Here is a 20,657-nt window from a genome sequence, read left to right as displayed (position 1 = left end):
GCGCCGTCACGGCACGCCACCCCGTCGCCCGGCCGACTCACACGACGCGCAGGTGTGCCCCGTGCCGCGCCGCCAGCTCGTCCAGGACCCGCTGCCTGGCTCGTCCGATGTCGTCGGCGGTGGGGGTCCGCTCGGCCGAGCGGACGGTGATCCGCAGGCTCAGCGAACGATGACCCGCGGGCACCCAGGAACCGCGGAACTCGTCGACGTACGCGACGTCGTGCACGCACGGGTCGACGCGGCGGGCCGTCGTCACGAGGTCCCGCCAGCGCACGGTCTCGGCGACCACGAGCGAGAGGTCGAAGTCGGCGTCCGGGTGGTCCGGTACCCGCTGGTGGACGTTGTGCCGCGACGTGTACGTCGAGAGGACGTCGACGTCCAGCTCGAACACGGCGACCTGCCCGGCGATACCGGCCGCCCGCCGGACCCGGGTGGTGACCAGACCCAGCGTGCCGGCCCGGCGCCCCGCGCTGACGATGGCCAGGCACGCCGATCGGTCGGCCCAGCTGTCCCGCTGCGCTGCGGGGTCGGACACCGGATCGAGGTCCGTGTCCGCCAGCTGGGCCCGCTGGGTGAGGAACTCCAGGACGCCCTTCGCCCGGCGGAACAGGGTCGGCCCGTCGGCGCCGACGAACGCCGCGGCGAGCAGCCGCCGCTGCTCGGGCAGGTGCTCGTCCTCCGGGTCGTCCCCGGCGTCGCCGGGCGGTCGGGCCCGGAACGCCGTGCCGACCTCGAAGATGCCGAACTCCGGCTGGTGGCGCAGGTTCGCAGCCACCGTCTCGACGAGATTCGGCACCAGCGAGGGTCGCAGGCTCTCCCGGTCAGGGGCGGGCGCGCCGACCAGCCGGACCGTGTCGGCCTTGGCGTGCCCGGTGGCGAGCAGCAACGAGTCGGCGGTCCACGGGTACGAGATCACCTCACGCATGCCTGCCCGGACCAGCTGTTCACGTAGGACCCGGTCCACCGGTCTGGCGTTGAGCTGCCGCACCGGGTTCAGCGTGACCGTCAGACCGGCACTGGGAATGTTCTCGTAGCCCCGGATCCGGGCCACCTCTTCGGCGATGTCGTGCGGGAGGCTGATGTCCCCCGTGGACCGCCACGGCGGGGCTGTCGCGGTCAGTCGTCCGTCCGCACCGACGACCTCGAAGCCCAGCGGGGTCAACGCGTCCCGCACCTCGGCGACGCCGAGCCGTTCCCCGATGCGTGCCGACAGGAAGTCGAGGCTCGTGGTGACGACCGCCCGTTCGGTGGCCACGTGGGTCACGTCCTGCATGCCGTCGAGGCGAACCGCATCGGCGGCACCGGTGAGCAGGTGCAGGAAGAACCCGACGGCGGCGTCGATCCGAGGCGTGTCCAGGTTCTTCTCGTACCGGGAGGACGCCTCGGTACGCAGCCCCGTCCGCTGGGACGCACGTCGGACTGCTCGTGGGTCGAAGTTGGCGGTCTCCAGCACGAACGTGCGGCTGTCGGGACCCACGCCGCTGCCGGCGCCCCCGATGATGCCGGCCAACCCGACGGGCCCGTCCGCGTCGGCGACGACCGGGGTGCCGGGCTCCACCTCACGGGTGTGCCCCGCCAGCAGGTCCAACCTGGTGCGCGACTCGACGGCGCGGACGCTCAGCGGAAGGGCGACGCGTCCGGCGTCGTAGACGTGGTTGGGTTGACCGACGGCGTGCATGACGTAGTTGGACAGGTCGACGCAGAGGTTACGAGGGCTCTCGCCGACCCTGGCCAGGCGCGAACGCAGCCACATCGGCGTCGGCGGCAGCCGGTCCACGGCGAACCGCACGGCCGTGAAGCGCCGGCACAGCGCGGGATCGACAGCGCCGACCAGCCCGTCGGTGAGCGGCGGCGACGCGTGCCCGGGCAGAGCCTTCAGCGGAAGTCCGTGGATGGTCGCGATCTCGCGAGCCATGCCGTAGTGGCCCCACAGATCGGGCCGGTTGGTCAGCGACTTGTTGTCGATCTCCAGCACCCAGTCGTCGAATCCGACCGCCGTGGCCAGCGGCGTCCCCGGTGGTACCTCCAGCTCGGCGCAGTCCAGCAGGCCGTCGCCGGGTTCGGGAAACAGGTTCTGCAGACCGACGTCGGCCGGCGAGACCAGCACCCCGTGGCTGAGCACGCCGAACACCTCGCGTACGGCCACCGTCTCCGCCTGCTGCTCCCCCTCGCCCCGGGCGGCCAACCGGGCTCCCGGTAGCGCCAGGGCGAGCACCCGCCCGGCGGTGACGCCCGCGACGCGGCTGACGACGGAGACCGCCTGGCCGGTTCCGACGTCGCAGGTGAGCGACACCCCCCGGGTGCCGAGCGGCTGGACGTCGGTCACCGAGGCCACCACGACGTGCGCCAACCGCTCGCCGGTGTCGATCCAGCGCTCGACCTCGACGGTCTTCAGCGTGAGGACGTGGGCGAGTTCCTTCACGTCGACGGTGGTGGGCAGGTCGACGTAGTCACGGATCCAGTCGAGGGAGATCCTCACACGAAAACCTTTCAGGCGAACTGGGTCAGGAAACGGAGGTCACCGGAGTGCATCAGCCGCACGTCGTCTATGCCGTAGCGCATCATCACCAGCCGGTCCAGGCCGATGTTGACGTAGCAGCCGGTCCACTCGTCCGGGTCCAGCCCGCCCGCGCGCAGGACGTTGGGGTGGGGCGCACCGCCCGGCATGACCTCCAGCCAGCCGACCTGGTGGCAGGTGCGGCATCCCTGTCCACCGCAGACCTGGCAGAGCATGTCGATCTCGAATCCGGGTTCGACGAACGGGAAGAAGCCCGTCCGCATCCGTGTCACCACGTGCCTGCCGAAGACGGTGTCGAGGACGGTGTCCACGAGGAACTTTCCCGCGGCCAGCGGTACGTGACGATCGACGATGAGGACTTCGTACTGGTAGAACGCCCGTTCGTGCCGAGCGTCGGTGCTCTCGTTGCGGTAGACCCGACCGGGGTAGACGAAGCGGAACGGCGGCTCGTGCTCGCGCATGTAGCGGATGCTCGCGCCGGTCAGATGCGGCCGGAGGCACAGCCGTCGCGGCCCGGTGGCGGTCTCCGATCCGGTCAGCCAGTAGGTATCCATGGACTCGCGCGCCGGGTGGTCGGCCGGGAAGTTCAGGTGGTCGAACTCGTACAGCTCCGACGAGATCTCCGCACCCTCGTACACCTCGAAGTTGAGCGCGGTGAACGCGTCGTTGAGGTCGTACATCAGCTGGGTGGTCGGGTGCAGGCCGCCGGAGCCGCCCGAGACAGGCAGTCCGGGCAGCGTCACGTCGAAAGGTCCGGTCAGCGCCGGCTCCGACTCGAGCAGCTGCTCCTCGCGTCGGGCGAGCGTGCGCTCAAGCTCCGACTGGGCGTCCCCGAGAGCCGCACCGACCACCCTGCGGTCCGCCGACGAGAATGCACCGATCGTCCGGCGCAGACCCAGCAACTCCCCCGACCGGCCCAGAAAGCGACGACGCACCTGTGTCAGCTCACCGGTGGTCTCCACCGTGGTAGCGGCGTGCATGGCCTGCTCGCGCAGGTTGGCGAGCCGGTCGAGGAAGTCTCTGACCAATGGGGCGGTCTGCGTCACATCCACTCCTTGTCGATGGCAGCCTGGATGAAGTGGTCTCGGCGCCAGCAGATGGCGCCAATGCTAGTGGAGCGACTGCCGACAGCGAGGGTTTTGCCCGTCCGCGCGGCGTACCGCCGCCACGCCCGCGGGCCATTGACGCAGCCCGGCACTCACGGCCGCTTTCCGGTCTCCCAAAATGTGGACACCGGCTTATGCCGGGACCGGGTGCGGTGCATTTACCGTGAGGGTTTGTTTCGTAATGGTCGGACAAGGTGGTCAGCGAAGCTGACCTCCGGCACGCTGTCCATGCCGAGGCGCACGTGATCTCCGAAGAATGGCGCGGAGCAGCATCCGGTCGGTCGTCCGGACCCCGGATGCGCCGCCCCTGGGCAGTACGGCTGGCACGCGGTGCCGGAGCCCGGCCGGCACACCAGCCGCTACCGGAAGACCGGGGGCGACGGTCGTCGGAGGCGCTCGCCGCACGGCAGGACGGTGGTGCGGCGCGCCTACGCCGACCCCGCGGTCCGCGCGTGCGCCCGGTGCAGGACGACGGGCAGCCCGTCGGCCGGCGCCGGGAGCGAGGTGAACCGCCAGCGTGCCTCGTACGAGGGCGGGAAGGACCAGGTGAACCTGCGCAGCAGGGCGTCCAGGGTCGCCTTCACCTTCAGCATCCCGAACCGCATCCCGATGCACTTGTGTTGGCCCGCGCCGAAGGGTGCCCAGGCCAGCCGGTGGACGCGGTCCCCGGCCCGGTCTTCGTCGAACCGCTCCGGGTCGAAGCGCTGAGGCTCGGGCCACAGCTCGGGCAGCAGTTGGTTGACCCCGGTGCACACGCAGACGAGCTGGCCCGCGGGCACGAAGTGGCCGAGGATGTCGGTGTCCTTGACCGTCACCCGCATGGCGATCGGCGAGGGCGAGACGAGGCGGATGCTCTCCTTGACGACCAGGTCGAGGGTCCGGAGCCGGTCCAGGTAGGCCAGGTCCGCCGGTACGTCGCCGCAGGCGAACGACTCGGCCCTGGCCCGCCGCTGCCACTGCGGGTGCTTGCCGAGGAAGTAGAGGGTCGCGATGGTCGCCGCCGTGGTGGTGTCGTGTGACGCGATCAGTGTGAAGATCATGTGTTCGACCAGCTGGGCGTCGTCCCACCCGGAGCCGTCGGTCCCGGTCAGCCCGCACAGCACGGAGAGGAAGTCGTCGCCCGTACGGGCGCGCGCGGCGGGCAGGGCCGCGCCGAGGTGCCCGGTGAGCCAGCGACGCGCCCGGTCCGCCCGGCGCCAGGCGGTGCCGGGCACCGGCTGCCGGACCAGGGCGGTCTCCGCGCGGATGCAGGCCTCGACCGCGTCCATCACCTCCCGCCCGACCGGGTCGTACGGCTCGTTCAGGAACGCCCCGGTGGTGATCTCGCCGGACAGGGCACGGATCGCGGGCACCGCCTTGACGGGCCGGTCCGTGGGCCATCGGTCCAGGGCGGTCCCGATGTCCGCGGCCATCCGCCGCAGGTAGCCACCGAGGGCGTCCTCGCTGTAGGCGGCCTGCATCAGCCGCCGGTCGGCGAGGTGCCGGGGCGGGTCGGTCGCGAGCAGGCCCCCGTCGAACCACGGTCCGATGACGGCGGGCCAGCCGGTCCCGAACGCCCGGTCCCGGTTGGACAGCACCGCCGAAACGGCCTCCGGCCCGCAGACGGCGACTATCCGGCGACCGAAGGCCTGCCACCACGACACGGGGCCGTGCCGTCGCATGAGCTGGATCTGGAAGGCGGGTCCGTACCGGACGGTCTGCAGGCCCAGCCCGACGAAGGGCAACCCACGGTCACCCGGCACCGGCTTGAGGCCGCTGCCGGCCGGCGGGGTGGCCAGGACGCCCGGCCGCAACGGGGTGCGGGCCAGAAGTTCATCGAGGATTCCCAGTGAGGTGACCTCGACGAGTCCTGCGTTCTGGGAGGGCGCCATTCCCGTTCGCATCGTCATGCGGGCTGCCTTTCAGGTCCGCGACGCCGGGGCAGGGCGGAACGCCGGTGCGTTGACCCGGCTGGGTTCGGGCCGATCATGCCATCGTGGGACTTCGATCGCCAGCATTTGCCACTGTCATAATCTTGCATAGATGAACATTGCTGTTGGCTATCGATCTCCGTGTTATGTTCTCGGGCATCCAGCCGACCCCGGGGGAAGCTTCACCGGGAGATCGGACTGATTGGCGCTTGTCGATTCGTCAGTAAGCCGATGCCGAGCGCCGGACGGCAGCGAGAACTCACGAGGGGCCGCAGAGTGTCGACTCAATTCGATCTTGGCATGCCCATGTCCGCCGCGGAACCGATCGCCATCGTCGGCATCGGTTGTCGCTATCCGGGGGGCCTCTGCGCACCGGAGGAACTGTGGGAGTTCGTCTCCCAGGGCCGGACCGCCGCGACGCCCGCGTTCCCCAGCGACCGGGGCTGGGACCTCGCGGCCCTCACCAATCCCGACCTGTCGGCGCCAGGGTCGACCTACGCGCGTGGCGGCTCGTTCATGGCCGAGGCAGGTGACTTCGACGCCGCGTTCTTCGGCATCAGCCCCCGGGAGGCGCTGGCCATGGACCCGCAGCAGCGGCTCCTGCTGGAGACCTCGTGGGAGGCGCTGGAACGCGCGGGCATCGACCCCACCACCCTCGCCGGCACCCCGACCGGGGTCTACTTCGGCGTCGTTGCCCAGGAGTACGGGCCTCGGGTCTTCGTCGGCGACGCGGAGTACGCCGGTCACCTCACCACGGGCACCACCCCGAGCGTGGCGTCCGGCCGGGTTGCCTACGAGCTCGGTCTGACGGGACCAGCGGTCACCGTGGACACCGCCTGCTCGTCCTCACTGGCCGCCGTGCATCTCGCGGTGCGGGCGCTGCGGGCCGGCGAGTGCACCGTCGCGCTCGCCGGCGGGGCCAACGTGGTGTGCGCGCCGAGCATCTTCGTCGGGTTCGGGCACCTCGGCGCGCTGGCGCCGGACGGGCTCAGCCGACCGTTCTCCGCCGACGCCGACGGCTTCGGTGTCTCCGAGGGCGCCGGCGTGGTCGTCCTGGAACGGCTCTCCGACGCCCGCCGCCGGGGACACCCCGTACTGGCCCTGCTGCGCGGGACCGCGCTCGGCCAGGATGGCGCCTCCGACGGCCTCGCCGCGCCGAGCGAGGCCGGTCAGCGGCGCGTGATCCGGGCGGCGCTCGCTGACGCCGGGCTGTCGCCCGCCGACATCGACGTGGTGGAGGCGCACGGCACCGGCACCAAGGTCGGTGACCCGATCGAGGCGCGGGCCCTGCAGGGCACCTACGGCGCGGCCCGGTCGGCCGGCGACCCGCCACTGCTGCTGGGATCGGTCAAGTCGAACATCGGCCATGCCCAGGCCGCCGCCGGGATCGCCGGCGTCATCAAGATGGTCGAGGCGATCCGCCGCGCCGAGGTGCCGGGCACCGCGCTGCTGTCCCGGGTGACCGACGCGGTGGACTGGTCGTCGGGCGGCGTCCGGGTGGTGGCCGGGAACACCCCCTGGCCGGACACGGGCGACCGGCCGCGGCGGGCGGCCGTGTCGGCCTTCGGCATCAGCGGCACCAACGCCCACGTCCTCCTGGAGCAGCCCCCGCCGGAGCCCGACGCCGGCCCAGCGGAAACGGAGCCGCAGGTCGTACCGCTGTTCCTCTCGGCCGCGACGGAGGCGGCGCTGCGTGAGCAGGCGGCCCGGCTGCACTCCTACCTGCGGGACCGGCCGTCGGTGCGCCCGGTCGACGTCGCCCACGCCACGGCGACCCGCCGCGCGCACCTGTACCACCGCGCCGCCCTGGTGGTGGGCGACCGGACCGAGGCACTCGCCGCGCTCACCGCGCTCGCCGAGGACCGACCGGACGAGCACCGCCGCCTCACCGGCCGGGCCGGCGTCAACGGGGGCGTGGTCCTCGTCTTCCCCGGCCAGGGCTCGCAGTGGCCGGGCATGGCGGCCGACCTGCTGGCCGGCGACGCAGTCTTCGCCGCGCAGATCGAGGCGTGCGAGCGGGCGTTCGCCGAGTTCGTCGACTGGTCGCTGACCGACGTGCTGCGTGGCGCCCCGGGCGCACCGCGCCTGGACCGGGTCGACGTGGTGCAGCCCGCGCTCTTCGCCGTGCTGGTCTCGCTCGCCCGCTGCTGGGAGGCGTTCGGCGTCCGCCCCGACGCCGTCATCGGACACTCCCAGGGGGAGATCGCGGCGGCGTACGTGGCCGGAGCCCTCTCGCTGCGCGACGCGGCGAAGGTGGTCACCCTGCGCAGCAGGGCGATCATGGCCATCGCCGGCACCGGAGGGATGGTGTCGGTGCCGCTCGCCGCCGCCGACGTCGCCGACCGCCTGCGCCGGTGGGCCGGGCGCCTGGAGATCGCGACCGTCAACGGCCCGCGGGCGACCGTGGTGTCCGGCGACGTCGCCGCGATCGAGGAGTTCATGGCCGAGTGCGCGGCGTCCGACGTCCAGGCGCGCCGGCTCCCCGTCGACTACCCGTCCCACTCCCGACACGTCGAGGTGCTGGAGGAGACGTTGCGCGGGGCGGTCGCCGACATCGCCCCGGTGGACTGCCCGACCGAGTTCATCTCCGCGGTGACCGGTGGCCCGGTCGACGGCAGCGCGCTGGACGCGAGGTACTGGTACCGCAACCTCCGCCAGCCGGTGCGGTTCGCGGACGCGGTGCGCACCGCGTACGACCGGGGGCACCGGATCTTCATCGAGGCGAGTCCGCACCCGGTGCTCACGGTCGGCACCGAGGAGTCCCTGCCGGAGGCCCCGTCGACCGACCCGACCCTGGTCGTCGGCAGCCTGCGCCGGGACGAGGGCGGGCTGCGTCGGCTGCTGCTCTCGGCTGCCCAGGTGCACGTGGCCGGCCGGACGGTCGACATGGGGAGCCACCTCGCCGGATACCGGCCCCGCCCGGTGGACCTGCCCACGTACGCCTTTCAGCGCAAGCGGTTCTGGCTGGCGCCCGGCCCGGCCGCCAAGCCCGCCGGCCCGGACGCGGTGGCGCACCCCCTGCTCGACGCCGCGCACGACCACCCCGAGGTGGAGGGGACGCAACTGACCGGCCGACTGTCGACGGACCAGCACCCCTGGCTGGCCGACCACGCCGTCGACGGGGTCGTGCTGTTGCCCGGCGCGGCCCTCGCCGAGCTGGCCGTCACCGCCGGCCAGCACGTCGGCTGTCCCGTCGTCGACGAACTCGTGCTGCACCATCCGCTGGTCCTGCCGGAACACACCGCCGTCGCCGTGCGGCTGGTGGTCGCCGAGGAGTCCGCCGGGGGACGTACGGTGCGGATCTACTCGCGCCGCGAGTCGTCCACAGCGGTCGACGTCCGGCCGGCCTGGACCCGGCACGCCGAGGCGGTCCTGGTGCCGGGTCCGACCGGCCCGACCACCGACGACGATCCGATCTCCTGGCCGCCCGACGACGCCGAGCGGATCGACGTGTCGGACGCCTACCGACGGCTGGCGGCGCGGGGCTACCAGTACGGCCCGGCCTTCCGTGGCCTGCGAGCGGTGTGGCGCCGCGACGACGAGGTCCTCGCCGAGGTGGCCCTGCCCGACGGGGTCGACCCGGGCGGCTTCGGACTGCACCCGGCCCTGCTCGACGCCGCGCTGCACGCGCTGGAGCACCTCGATCCGGACCGGGCGGCGGCGGCCCCGGTCCGTCTGCCCTTCGCCTGGTCCGGGGTGCGCCTGCACGCCGTCGGCGCGACCGTCGCCCGGGTGCGGATCCGGGCGAACGGGCCGGACGGCTACCGACTGCGGATCGACGACGCCGACGGGCAGCCGGTCTGCACCGTCGAGTCGCTGGTCCTGCAGCCGATCGCCCGCGACCGGCTGCTCGCGGCCGGTGCCGACACCGACGACATGCTCCTCGGTCTGGACTGGACCCCCGTCACCGTGCCGGCTCCGGCGGGCGGCGGGCAGCCGTGGACGCGGTGGCCGGACACCGCGCCGGGCGCCGCCGCTGTGCTGAGCTGCGCCGCCGCCCCCGGCGACGGCCTGCCGGACCGGGTGCGCCGGGCGCTCACCGACGTCCTCGACGTGGCCCGGCGGTGGGTGACCGAGCCCCGGTTCGAGGGCGCGCCGCTGGTGGTGCTCACCCGGCGGGCCGTCGCCACCCACGACGGCGAGAACGTCGAGGACCTGGCGTACGCGCCGGTGTGGGGCCTGCTGCGCAGCGCGCAGACCGAGCACCCCGGCCGGATCGTCCTGGTCGACGTGGACGCCGAGACGCGCTGGCCGGACCTGGTGCCGACCGTGCTGGCCAGCGGCGCGCCGCAGCTGGCGGTCCGGCGGAGCGAGCTCCGGGTCCCGCGCCTGACCCGGGCCGCCGGATCGGTGACCGCTGGTCTGGACCGGCTGCGCGACGACGACTGGCAGCTCCGCACCCGGGGCGAGGGCACCCTCGACGCGGGCAACATGGGGCTCGAGCCGTGGCCCGAGGCCGCCCAGCCGCTGGCTGCCGGGGAGGTCAGGATCGCCGTCCGCGCGGTGGGCCTGAACTTCCGGGACGTCATGATCGCCTACGGCCTGTACCCGGATGCCGGAGCCGACCTGGGCAACGAGGGCGCCGGCGTGGTGCTGGAGGTCGCTGACGACGTACGCACGCTGCGGCCGGGCGACCGGGTGATGGGCATCTTCTTCGGGATCGGTCCGCGCGTCGTGCGGCACCACGGGTTCCTCACCCGCTTCCCGGCGGAGTGGTCGTGGGCGCAGGCCGCGACCACGCCGGCGGTGTTCCTGACCGCGTACTGCGCGCTGCACAGGCTGGCCGGGCTGGACGCCGGGCAACGGCTGCTGGTGCACGCCGGTGCCGGCGGGGTCGGCATGGCCGCGGTGCAGTTGGCCCGCAACGCCGGCGCCGAGGTCTTCGCCACCGCCAGCCCGTCGAAGTGGCCCGTCCTGCGCGCGCTGGGGGTGGACGAGGAGCACCTGGCCAGCTCGCGTACCTGTGAGTTCAGGGACCGGTTCCTCGCAGCGACCGGGGGTGCCGGCGTCGACGTCGTGCTCGACTCGCTCGCCGGCGAATTCGTCGACGCCTCCCTCGACCTGTTGCCCCGCGGAGGCCACTTCATCGAGCTGGGCAAGACCGACGTCCGCGACCCGCGCGCGGTCGCCGACAGCCACCCCGGCGTCCACTACCGCCACTTCGACCTCACTCTGGTCGGGCCGGAGGAGACCCAGGGGATGCTGCGCACGCTGGGCGCCATGTTCGACCGCGGGGAGCTGCGGCCGCTGCCGGTCTCGGTGCGCGACGTCCGGCAGCTACCGGCGGCGCTGCAACACCTCGGGCAGGCCCGACACACCGGCAAGCTCGCCGTCACCCTGCCCCGGCGGCCGGACCCGGCCGGAACGGCGCTGATCACCGGCGGAACGGGGGCACTCGGCGCGTTGTTCGCCCGGCACCTGGTCACCGCGTACGGCGTCGGGCACCTGCTGCTGCTCAGCCGGAGCGGCCCGAAGGCCCCCGGGGCGCGGGCGCTCGCCGACGACCTGCGGGCGCTGGGCGCCCGGGTGCGGATCGTCGCCTGCGACACCGCCGATCGGAGCGCCCTGGACGCGGTGTTGGCCGCGGTGCCGGCACGGCACCCGCTGACCGTGGTGGTGCACGCCGCGGGCGTGCTCGACGACGCGCTGTTCGGAACCCTGTCGCCCGAGCAGCTGGACCGGGTGTTGCGGCCGAAGCTCGACGCGGCCTGGCATCTGCACGAGGCCACCCGTCATCTGAACCTGGCCGCGTTCGTGCTCTTCTCGTCGGCCGCCGGGGTGCTGGGCACCGCCGGCCAGGCCAACTACGCCGCGGCGAACACCTTCCTGGACGCGCTGGCCGCGCACCGGCGTCATCTCGGCCTGTCCGCGACCTCCCTCGCCTGGGGGCTGTGGGCGCAGGCGAGCGGAATGACCGGCCACCTCGACGACCGGGACCACGCACGGCTGCGCCGGACCGGGTGGTCGCCGATCTCCGACGAGCAGGGGTTGGCGCTGTTCGATGCCGCGCTGGACACCGGCCGGTCGTTCCTCGTGCCGGCCCGCCTCGCCCCCACCGCCGGACGGAGCGCCGAGCCGGGGGAGCGCCCCGCAATCCTCGGCGGACCCGTCCGGCCTGGCCTACGCGCGGCGAGCGACGGCCGGCGTCCGGCCGGGGAGTCGGTCGACGGCCTGGCCGACATGCCGGCGGCACGGCGGTCGGTGGCGGTGCTCGACCTCGTCCGGCGCGTCGCCGCCACCGTGCTCGGTCACGACTCACCGGAGGCGGTGCAGCCCGAGGCGAACTTCCGGGACATCGGATTCGACTCGCTCGGCGCCGTCGACTTCCGCAACCGGCTGCGCCAGGCCACCGGCCTGCCGATCGCCGCCACGGCCGTCTTCACCTACAGGACGCCCACGGCGCTGGCCGGGCACCTGATCGACCTGCTCGGCCCGACCGTCGACGAGCCGACGGTCGGGGACACCGCGCCGACACCGATCGCGGCACCCGACCCTGCCGGACCGACACCTGCAGACCTCGGCCGGGGGGCTGCCCCCGGACGGGTGGCGACCCCGCCGGACCGCGACACGGCGGACCGCGACACGGCGGACCGGGACACGGCGGACCGCGACACGGCAGACCGCGACACGGCGGACCGGGGGCTGAGCCGGCACCAGCGGGACGTCGTCGCGGTCGCGCTGACCTACCCCGACCTGCCGCTCGCCCAGCCCAGCGGCTATCTGCGGCTGCGGGGCGCGACCGACGTGGACCGGCTCCGGGCGGCGGTCCGGCGTACCGTGGCGCGACACGACGCGCTGCGGCTGCGGCTGGTGCGCTGCGGCGACGAGTGGCGACAGCGGGTGCTGCCCGACATCGGCGAGCCCGAGGTGGTGTCCTTCCTCGCCGAACCCGATCCGGCCGAGGCGTGCCGGCGCTGGATCAGCCGGACCACCGACACCGTCGTCGCGCTCGACGGGCCGCTGGCGCAGTTCGCGATCCTGGTCGACGACCCCGACTCGCTGATCCTGTACTGCCGGTTCCACCACGTGGTCGCGGACGCCTGGGGAATCAACCTGGTGGTCGACGAGATCCGCACCGGCTACCGGGCGACCGACGACCCGACTCCGCCCGACCCGGCGCCGAGCTGCCTCGACGTCGTCGACGCGGACGAGGCGTACCGGCACTCGCCGGACTGGCGGGCGGACCGGGACGCGCTCGTGGCTGCCGTCGCGGGGCTGAACCCGGCCCTGTTCCCACGCACCGCCACCGTGCGCGAGCACCGCAGGCGGCAGCGGTCCCTGCACGTCGACGCCCGCACGGCCGACCGGGTCCGGGCCACCGGCCGTTCGATCTTCTCGGTCACCGCAGCCGCGCTCGCCACCTGTCTGCACCGGCTGCACCGCGACGGCGACGTCGTGCTGGGCGTCCCGCTGCTGAACCGGCGTACCCCGGAGGAGCTGGCCACCGTATCCGACGTGACCTCCATCCTGCCGCTGCCCGTCCCGGTCGACGAGGAGCACAGCCTGCTCGACCTGGCCGACCGGATCCGGGCCGACGTCTGGGACCTCACCGCCCGCCAGCGGTTCGCGCTCGGTGACCTGCGTGCCGCGCTGCGCGAGGAGGGTCACCCGGCCCGCGAGCTGTTCGATGTCACCTACTCCTACATCACCGTCCCCGGCGGGGGCGACGACGTCGAGATGACCGTGCTGGCCTCCGGGTACTCCCTCGACGCGGTCAACGTCGTCGTCCGGGAGCACGAACTGGACGGCTCCCTGGACATCGAGGTGTTCTACGCCGCCGACGTCTTCGACGACGACCTGCGGATCGAGGCCGCGATCGGGTACGTCGCCGCGCTGCTCGACGAAGGGCTGCGCCGTCCCGACGCGGCACTGCGGACGCTGACCATGCTCGGCCCGGACGAGACCGCCCGGATCAGCCGGTTCGAACGTCCGGCCCCGGCCGAGCTGGACGAGACGGCGACCCTGGACCGGCTTCTGGCCGAGCAGGCCAGGCGCACCCCGGACCGGCCGGCGGTGGTCGGCCTCGCGGCCGACGGCGGGACGTTCACGGTCACCTACGGGGAGTTCCTCCGGCGGGTCGGCGCCCTCGCCGGTCGGCTGCGCGGGGCCGGGATACGCCCCGAGGAGTGCGTGCCGGTGGTACTGCCCCGTTCCCTGGAGTTCCTGGTCGCCGTGCACGCGATTCACGCCGCGGGTGGCGCGTACGTGCCGCTCGACCCGCAGCACCCCCGCGAGCGCAACCGGGTCATCCTGACCGACTGCGGGGCGCGGATGGCGATCGGAGCGCCCGAGGAGCTGCTGGATGGCCTGGGCATCCAGGCGGTGCCGGTGCCGGCGGAGGCGGCCGGGGAGGAGGACACCGCGCCGCCGACCACCACCCGCTCGAACGACCTGGCCTACGTCATCTACACCTCCGGCTCCACCGGCGCCCCGAAGGGGGCGATGATCGAACACCGCTCGGTGGTGAACCGGCTGACCTGGATGCAGCGCCGCTACCCGCTGCGGGACGACGACGTCGTACTGCACAAGACCCCCGCCACGTTCGACGTCTCGGTCTGGGAGCTGATGTGGTGGGCGCACACCGGCAGCCGGGTCGCGCTGGCGCCGGTGGACGCCGAGCGTGATCCCCGCGAGCTGGCCGCGGCCATCGCCCGGCACGGCGTCACCGTCGTGCACTTCGTTCCGTCGATGCTCGGTCCCTTCCTGGACCACCTGGCGCAGGACGCCGGGGCCGCCAGGCAGGTGCGCTCGCTGCGCCGGGTGTTCTGCAGTGGCGAGGCGCTCACCCCGGCGCTGGCCGAACGGTTCCGGTCGGTGTTCGCAGCGGCCGGGCAGCCCGGGGTGCAGCTGGTCAACCTGTACGGGCCGACCGAGGCGACGGTCGACGTCTCCTGGTACGACGTGCCGCCCACCGGACCGGTCACCCGCGTGCCCATCGGCCGGCCCATCGACAACGTCGCGCTGCTGGTGCTGGACCCCGCAGGCCGGCGCTGCCCGATCGGAGTGCCGGGCGAGCTGAACATCGCCGGCGTGGGCGTCGGCCGGGGATACCTCGGACAGCCCGCCCGCACCAGCGAGGTCTTCGTGGTCGACGAGTCCCTCCCGGAGCGGCGCCGCTACCGCACCGGTGACATGGCCCGTTGGCTGGCCGACGGCACCCTGGAGTACCTCGGCCGACTCGACGACCAGGTGAAGGTCCGCGGCAACCGGGTGACCCTCGGTGAGGTGGAGAGGGCCCTCACCCGGTGTCCGACGGTGGCGTCCGCCGCAGTGGTCGACGAGCGCACCGACACCGGGACACGCCTGGTCGGGTACGTCGTCCCGACCGGGGAGGCCGCCCCGCAGGATCGGCGGGCGTTCGTGGCGGGCCTGGTCGCCTTCCTCGCCGACCGGCTCCCCTCGTACATGATCCCGGCCGAGTTCGTCCGCCTCGACCGGCTCCCGCTCACCCACAGCGGCAAGGTGGACCGGCGGGCGCTGCCCGCACCGGACCGTTCCACGACCGGCCCGGACGAGCCGGCCAGCCCGATCGAGGCGGAACTGGCCGAGGTCTGGCGCGCGGTGCTTGGGTCCCACAGGTTCGGGGTGCACGACGACTTCTTCACCGTGGGCGGTGACTCCATCCTGGTGCTGCGGCTGCGGACCGAGGCGGAACGACGCGGGCTGCCCTTCGACGTCGAGCGCTTCCACGCCCGCCCCACCATCGCGGGACTCGCCGCCCAGGTCGCCGCCGATGCCCGGCCCGGTACGGCCGACAGGGCGGTGACCGCCCCGTTCGCGCTCGTGCCGCTGATCGACCTGGCGGCCCTGCCGGACGTCGAGGATGCCTTCCCCGCCTCCCGGCTCCAGCTCGGCATGCTGTACCACAGCCTGCAACGGGAGGACTCGCCGCTCTACCACGACGTCTTCCGGTACCGGCTGACCATGCCCTGGCACGAGCCGGCGTTCCGCGACGCGTACCGGCGGCTGGTGCGGCGCCAGCCCGCGCTGCGGGCGAACTTCGATCTCACCGGCCGGTCGACGCCACTGCAACTGGTCTACCACGACATCCCGGACCGGCTGGAGATCGTCGACGCGACCGACGTGGACGTGGACGCGTACCTGGACGAGATGCGCCGGGTCCGGTATCCGTTGGCCGGCGAGGAGGCCGCCCCCGCGGGCCTGCACGCCGTGCGGGTCTTCGTCCGGCCGGACGGCGTCGACCTGGTGATCAGCTTCCACCACGCGATCCTGGACGGCTGGAGCGTCGCCAACCTCGTCCGCGAGCTGCTGCACGACTACCTCTCGCCCGGCGGGGACGAGCCGCCGGCGGGGAGCACGCTGTTGCTCGCCGAGCAGGTACGGGCCGAACGCGAGTCGCTGGACGACGCCGCCTCCCGGACGTTCTGGGCCCGGGCCCTGGCCGGCAGCCGTCCCACCACCATCGAACCGGCACGGCCCCACGTCGGACCGGAGACCGACGACGGTACGCACGACGTGGCGCTGCCCGCCTGGCTGGACCACTGCCTGCGGCGGTTCGTGCGGGAGCGCGGCGTACCGCTGAAGTCGCTGCTGCTGACCGCGCACTGCCTCGCGCTGCGGGCGATGTCCGGGACGGACGACGTCGTCACCGGCTGCGTCACGCACACCCGGCCGGAACGCCCCGACGCCGAGCGCTGCGCCGGACTGTTCCTCAACACCGTCCCGGTACGGCTCGACGGACGCGAGCGCAGCTGGCTCGAGGCGGTGCGCCAGGTGGTCCGCTGGGAGCGTGACGCCTTCCCGTACCGCCGCTTCCCCGTCAGCGAGATGGGCAAGCCCGGGGCTCCGGTCGTCGAGACGGCGTTCAACTTCGTCAACTACCACAGCCTCGAAGACCTGCTGACCGAAGGGCGGGTCACGCTCGTCGACGTCGAGGTGCGCGAGGAGACGAACTTCGCGCTGCTGACGACCGCGCTGGTCGACCCCCGCGACGGCCGGCTCCGACTGCGGCTCAGCGCTGGCGCCACCGGGCTGGTCGGCGCCCAGTGCGCGGAGTTCGGTCGCCTCCTCGTCGGCGTCCTGGCGGAGCTCGTCCGGGATCCGGACGGCGACGTCGACCTGACGGTGCTCCGCGAGCCCGACGTCACCGGGCAGGTCGCGCACGCGGGGACCCGGTACCCGACCCGGCCGGCCCTCGTCGGGCTCGGGCAGCGCTGGGACCACCGCCGGCTGTCGGACACGGCGGACGTCGTGGCGCAGCAGCTCGCCCGTCGGGGCGTGCGGCGCGGTGACCGGGTGGCGGTCCGCCTGAGGCGTTCGGCCGAGGTGGTGGCGGTGGTGCTGGGGGTGATGCGGGCCGGGGCAGCGGTGGTGCCGCTGGACCCGACGTACCCGGCGGCACGCCTCCGCTCGATGATCGACATAGCCGCGCCCCGGTTGACCGTCGCCGAAGCGGCCGACCCGGCGGGCGGTGACGCCACCGATCCCGGCGGGACCACGTCGGTCGAAGCGGCCGCGCTGTTCGTCGCCCCGGACGCCGACGACCCGGTCCCGCTACCCCGGATCCGGCCGGACGACATCGCGTACGTGCTGTTCACCTCCGGCTCCACCGGTGAACCCAAGGGGGTGGCCATGCCGCACCGGGCGTTGGCCAACCTGGTGCGGTGGCAGAACGACAGGACCACGGGCGGGGCCGGGCGGACCACCCTGCAGTACGCGCCGCTCAGCTTCGACGTCGCCTTCCAGGAGATCTTCTCCACGCTGTGCGCGGGCGGGACCCTGCACCTGATCGACGAGGATGTGCACCGGGACGTGGCGGCCCTGCTCCGGGTGATCGACGACGGCGCGGTGGACCGGATCCACCTGCCGTACGTGGCGTTGCAGGCGTTGGCCGAGGTCGCGGCGGGTACCGGCCGGTACCCGGGCGCGCTGCGGACGATCATCTCCTCGGGCGAGCAGCTCCGGGTCACCCCGGAGATCCGGAGCCTGTGCGCCGCCCACCCCGGGATCGTGCTGGAGAACCAGTACGGACCGACCGAGACCCACGTGGTGCTGGCCCACCGCCTGCCGGCGGACGCCGCGGCGTACCCGGCGCTGCCCCCGGTCGGCCGGGCGGTCCCGGGCGCCGTGGTCACCGTCCTGGACGACCGGCTGCGCCCGGTGCCGCCGTACGTGCGGGGCGAGATCTACGTCGAGGGTGCGTGCCTCGCCCAGGGATACGAGCGCCGTCCCGCCCTCACCGCCCAACGGTTCGTCGCCGGGCCGCACGGGCGGGTCCGGTACCGTACCGGCGACCTCGGGATGGTGCTGCCCGACGGCGAGGTGGTGTGCCTGGGCAGGACCGACGGCCAGGTCAAGATACGCGGCCACCGGGTCGAGTGCGCCGAGGTGGAGCTCGCCGTCCTGGAGTTCGCCGCCCGGCACCCCGGGATCGGCCAGGTGGCGGTGCTCCCGCGCGAGCTGGGTGACTCCGACGCGGTGTTGGAGGCGTTCCTGGTGGGCGATCCCCACCTGGTCGACCTCGACGCGCTCCGCGCCGAGCTGCGTCGGGTCCTGCCCGCGTACATGGTTCCCGCCCACTGCCGCTGGGTGGCGGCGCTGCCGCTGACCCCCAGCGGTAAGCGTGACGACGCCGCGCTGCGGGCCCTCGCTCCGCCCGCGTCCCGGGCCACCGGACCGGCCGGGACCGGGCTGGAGCGAGCCGTGGCCGAGCTGCTGGCGGAGTTCGCCGGGGTCGAGTCGCTCGACGTCGACACCGATTTCTTCGATGCCGGTGGCACGTCGATCGGGGCCACCCGCGTCGCGATGACCATCGCCCGGCAGTGGGGGGTGGACCTGCCGCTGCGGACGTTCCTCGCCGCGCCGACCGCGCGGGAGTTGGCTGCGGTGGTCCGCGCCGGCGGCGTCCGCCACGCCTTCGATCCCGTGGTCACCCTGCGGGAACCGGGGGAGGGACCGCCGCTGTTCCTCGTGCACCCGATCGGCGGCACCGTCCTGTGTTACCGGAAGCTGGCCGGCCACCTGCCCGGCAGCCGGGGGGTGTACGGCCTCCAGGCGGCCGGGATCGAGCCGGGCACCACGCCGCTGGCCTCGATGGATTCGCTCGCCGAGGCCTACCTGGCGGCGATCCGGCGGATCCGGCCCGAGGGCCCGCTGCACCTCGCCGGCTGGTCCTTCGGTGGCTACCTGGCGGTGGAGATCGCCCGCCGGCTCGACGAGCCGCAGGTCGCCTCGGTGACGCTGCTGGACACCGTCGCCCTGGCCGACGACGTCCGGCCGGTCATCGACGAGCGGCAGTTGGTCGAGCTGTTCTTCCGCGAACTGCTGTACTCCGCCGGGGAGACCGCGGTGGCGGACCGGCCGGACCTGCCGGACGGGACCCTCGACGAGCTGTTCGGGGCGATGTTCCAGCGCGCCGTCGGCCTGGGGATCCTGCCCGCGGACGGCTCGCCGAGGCTGCTGCGCCGGCTCTACGGGGTGTTCCGGGCGAACTACCGCGCCGCGCTGGACTACCGCCCCGACCGGATACGCCACCCGCTGCGCCTGCTGAAGGCCGCGGAGGAACTGCCCGCGGGCCTGGCCGCCGTGCACCGGACGTTCGGCGGCATGTTCGACAGCGCCAGCAACGGCTGGCAGCGGCTGGCCGACCGGTCGGTGACGACGGTCCCGGTACCGGGCCACCACCTGTCGATGATGGATTCCCCCCAGGTCGAGGTGCTGGCCCAGCGGCTGGGCACGGCCCTCGCCGACGCCGAGGCCGGTGGCGATGCGGCCGCCGACGCCGGCGCCCGGGGAGCCGTGCGATGACCGGCGAGGTGCGTCGACCGCTGAGCCCGATGGAGCGGTGGTACTGGGTCTGTGACCAGGTCTCGCCCCTGAACGTCGTCGCCCGGGTGCGCGTGGCCGGGGCGTACCCGGAGGAGGACCTGGTGCGCGCCGGCGCGTCGCTTGCCCGCGAGCATCCGCTCCTGCGGGTCGCGATCGCCGCCGGGCCGGACGGCGCAGACCCGTGCTTCGTACCCGCCCGGCAGGCCGGGATCCCGGTCCGCACCGTACGGGCCGACCCCGCCGACGGCCGCCGGTGGGAGCGCGAGGTCGACGACGTCGAGCTGGCCACCCCCGTCGACTGGCGGAGCGGACCACTGGCCCGGATCGTCGACGTCGGCCACGCGGTGGGCACCGACCAGGAACATCACGACCTGGTCCTGACGGCGTCCCACGTGATCGCCGACGGGACCACCGCGCTGGAGTTGCTGCGCCGGCTGGTGGAGCTGACCGCCGGTGGGGCACCGCGACCACGACGGCCGCTGCCGGCGCCGGAGGCGCTGCTGCCCCGGCGGGTCGCCGGGCTGCCCCGGGCCGCACACCTGGTCGCGGCGGTGCTCGCCGACGGCGCGGTCACGGCCGTCGCCCGGCCCCGCCGGCTGACCCCGCAGACGCCGGTGCCCGTCGACCGCAGGCGGAGCCGGCTGCTGCGCCGGGAGCTGACCGCGGACCAGCTCGACGCGCTGGTCAGCCGGTGCTCGAGGGAGGGCGTGACCGTGCACACCGCGCTGGCCGCGGCGATGGCAGCGGGGGTGGCGGAGGTCGCGTCGCCGGGGTGGACGGGACGGATCTGCGTCGGCTCGCCGGTCGACTTCCGCACCGAACTGCATCCCCCGGTGACCCGGGAGGACGCCGGCGCGTACGTCGCCACCGTGCCGTCGTACGTGCGGGTCGGCCCCTCCGTCGACCTGTGGACGGCCGCCCGGGGCGCGTCGCGGGACCTGCGCCGCCGACGACGGTGGCGGCAGCACCTGGCGCTGGTCTCCCTGCTGCGGCGGATGTCGCCCCCGTCGGTGGCACGCAGCGCCCGGGCGGTCGCCGTGGTCGACCGGATGGGGCCGGGCAACGTCTGCCTGTCCAACCTCGGCCGCGTCGACCTGCCCGACCGGGTCGGTGGCTGGGGGCTCTCCGGGGCGCAGTTCGTCGCCGGCATCTCGGTCAGTGGTCAGGTGGTCGCCGCGGTGAACACCAGCCACGGGAAATTGCACTGGAACTTCACGTACATCGACGGAGCGGTGAGTCCCGAGCGCGCCGGGCAGATCGCGGACGCGGCCGTCCGGGCCCTGCTGTCGGGCCTGCACGACGCGACGCCGGCCGGCACTGCGACGAAAGGTTGAA

At 73.8% G+C, this 20,657-nt stretch carries 5 protein-coding genes; 2 read left to right on the top strand and 3 right to left on the bottom strand.

Annotated features, from left to right (window positions below; all coding sequences use genetic code 11):
• Positions 1-37 precede the first annotated feature (37 nt).
• From pheT to V6U77_RS08990, 3 genes are all read right to left on the bottom strand, one after another.
• Positions 38-2,479 (bottom strand): phenylalanine--tRNA ligase subunit beta, encoded by a 2,442-nt coding sequence (pheT, locus tag V6U77_RS09000; RefSeq protein WP_334605780.1) that lies wholly within the window; start codon positions 2,477-2,479, stop codon positions 38-40.
• An 11-nt stretch (positions 2,480-2,490) separates the two neighbouring features.
• The gene (locus tag V6U77_RS08995; protein ID WP_334605779.1) at positions 2,491-3,564 is read right to left on the bottom strand and encodes a phenylalanine--tRNA ligase subunit alpha; all 1,074 of its coding nucleotides are present in this window, start codon (positions 3,562-3,564) and stop codon (positions 2,491-2,493) included.
• A 488-nt stretch (positions 3,565-4,052) separates the two neighbouring features.
• Positions 4,053-5,513: a cytochrome P450 gene (locus tag V6U77_RS08990; protein WP_334605778.1), complete on the bottom strand. Its 1,461-nt coding sequence runs from the start codon at positions 5,511-5,513 to the stop codon at positions 4,053-4,055.
• Between the two features lie 321 nt (positions 5,514-5,834).
• Between V6U77_RS08990 and V6U77_RS08985 the strand changes: the two genes are divergently transcribed.
• Together V6U77_RS08985 and V6U77_RS08980 are read left to right on the top strand one after the other, a co-directional pair.
• Positions 5,835-19,301, top strand: a complete 13,467-nt coding sequence (locus V6U77_RS08985; RefSeq protein ID WP_334605777.1) for a non-ribosomal peptide synthetase/type I polyketide synthase — start codon at positions 5,835-5,837, stop codon at positions 19,299-19,301.
• Positions 19,298-20,656 (top strand): phthiocerol/phthiodiolone dimycocerosyl transferase family protein, encoded by a 1,359-nt coding sequence (locus V6U77_RS08980; RefSeq protein ID WP_334605776.1) that lies wholly within the window; start codon positions 19,298-19,300, stop codon positions 20,654-20,656. Before V6U77_RS08985 ends, V6U77_RS08980 begins: the two co-directional genes overlap by 4 nt.
• The last annotated feature ends 1 nt before the right edge of the window (position 20,657 follow it).

This window comes from Micromonospora sp. CPCC 205546, from assembly GCF_036902715.1.
Lineage (GTDB): Bacteria > Actinomycetota > Actinomycetes > Mycobacteriales > Micromonosporaceae > Micromonospora.
This window is presented reverse-complemented; position numbering and strand designations above follow the sequence as displayed.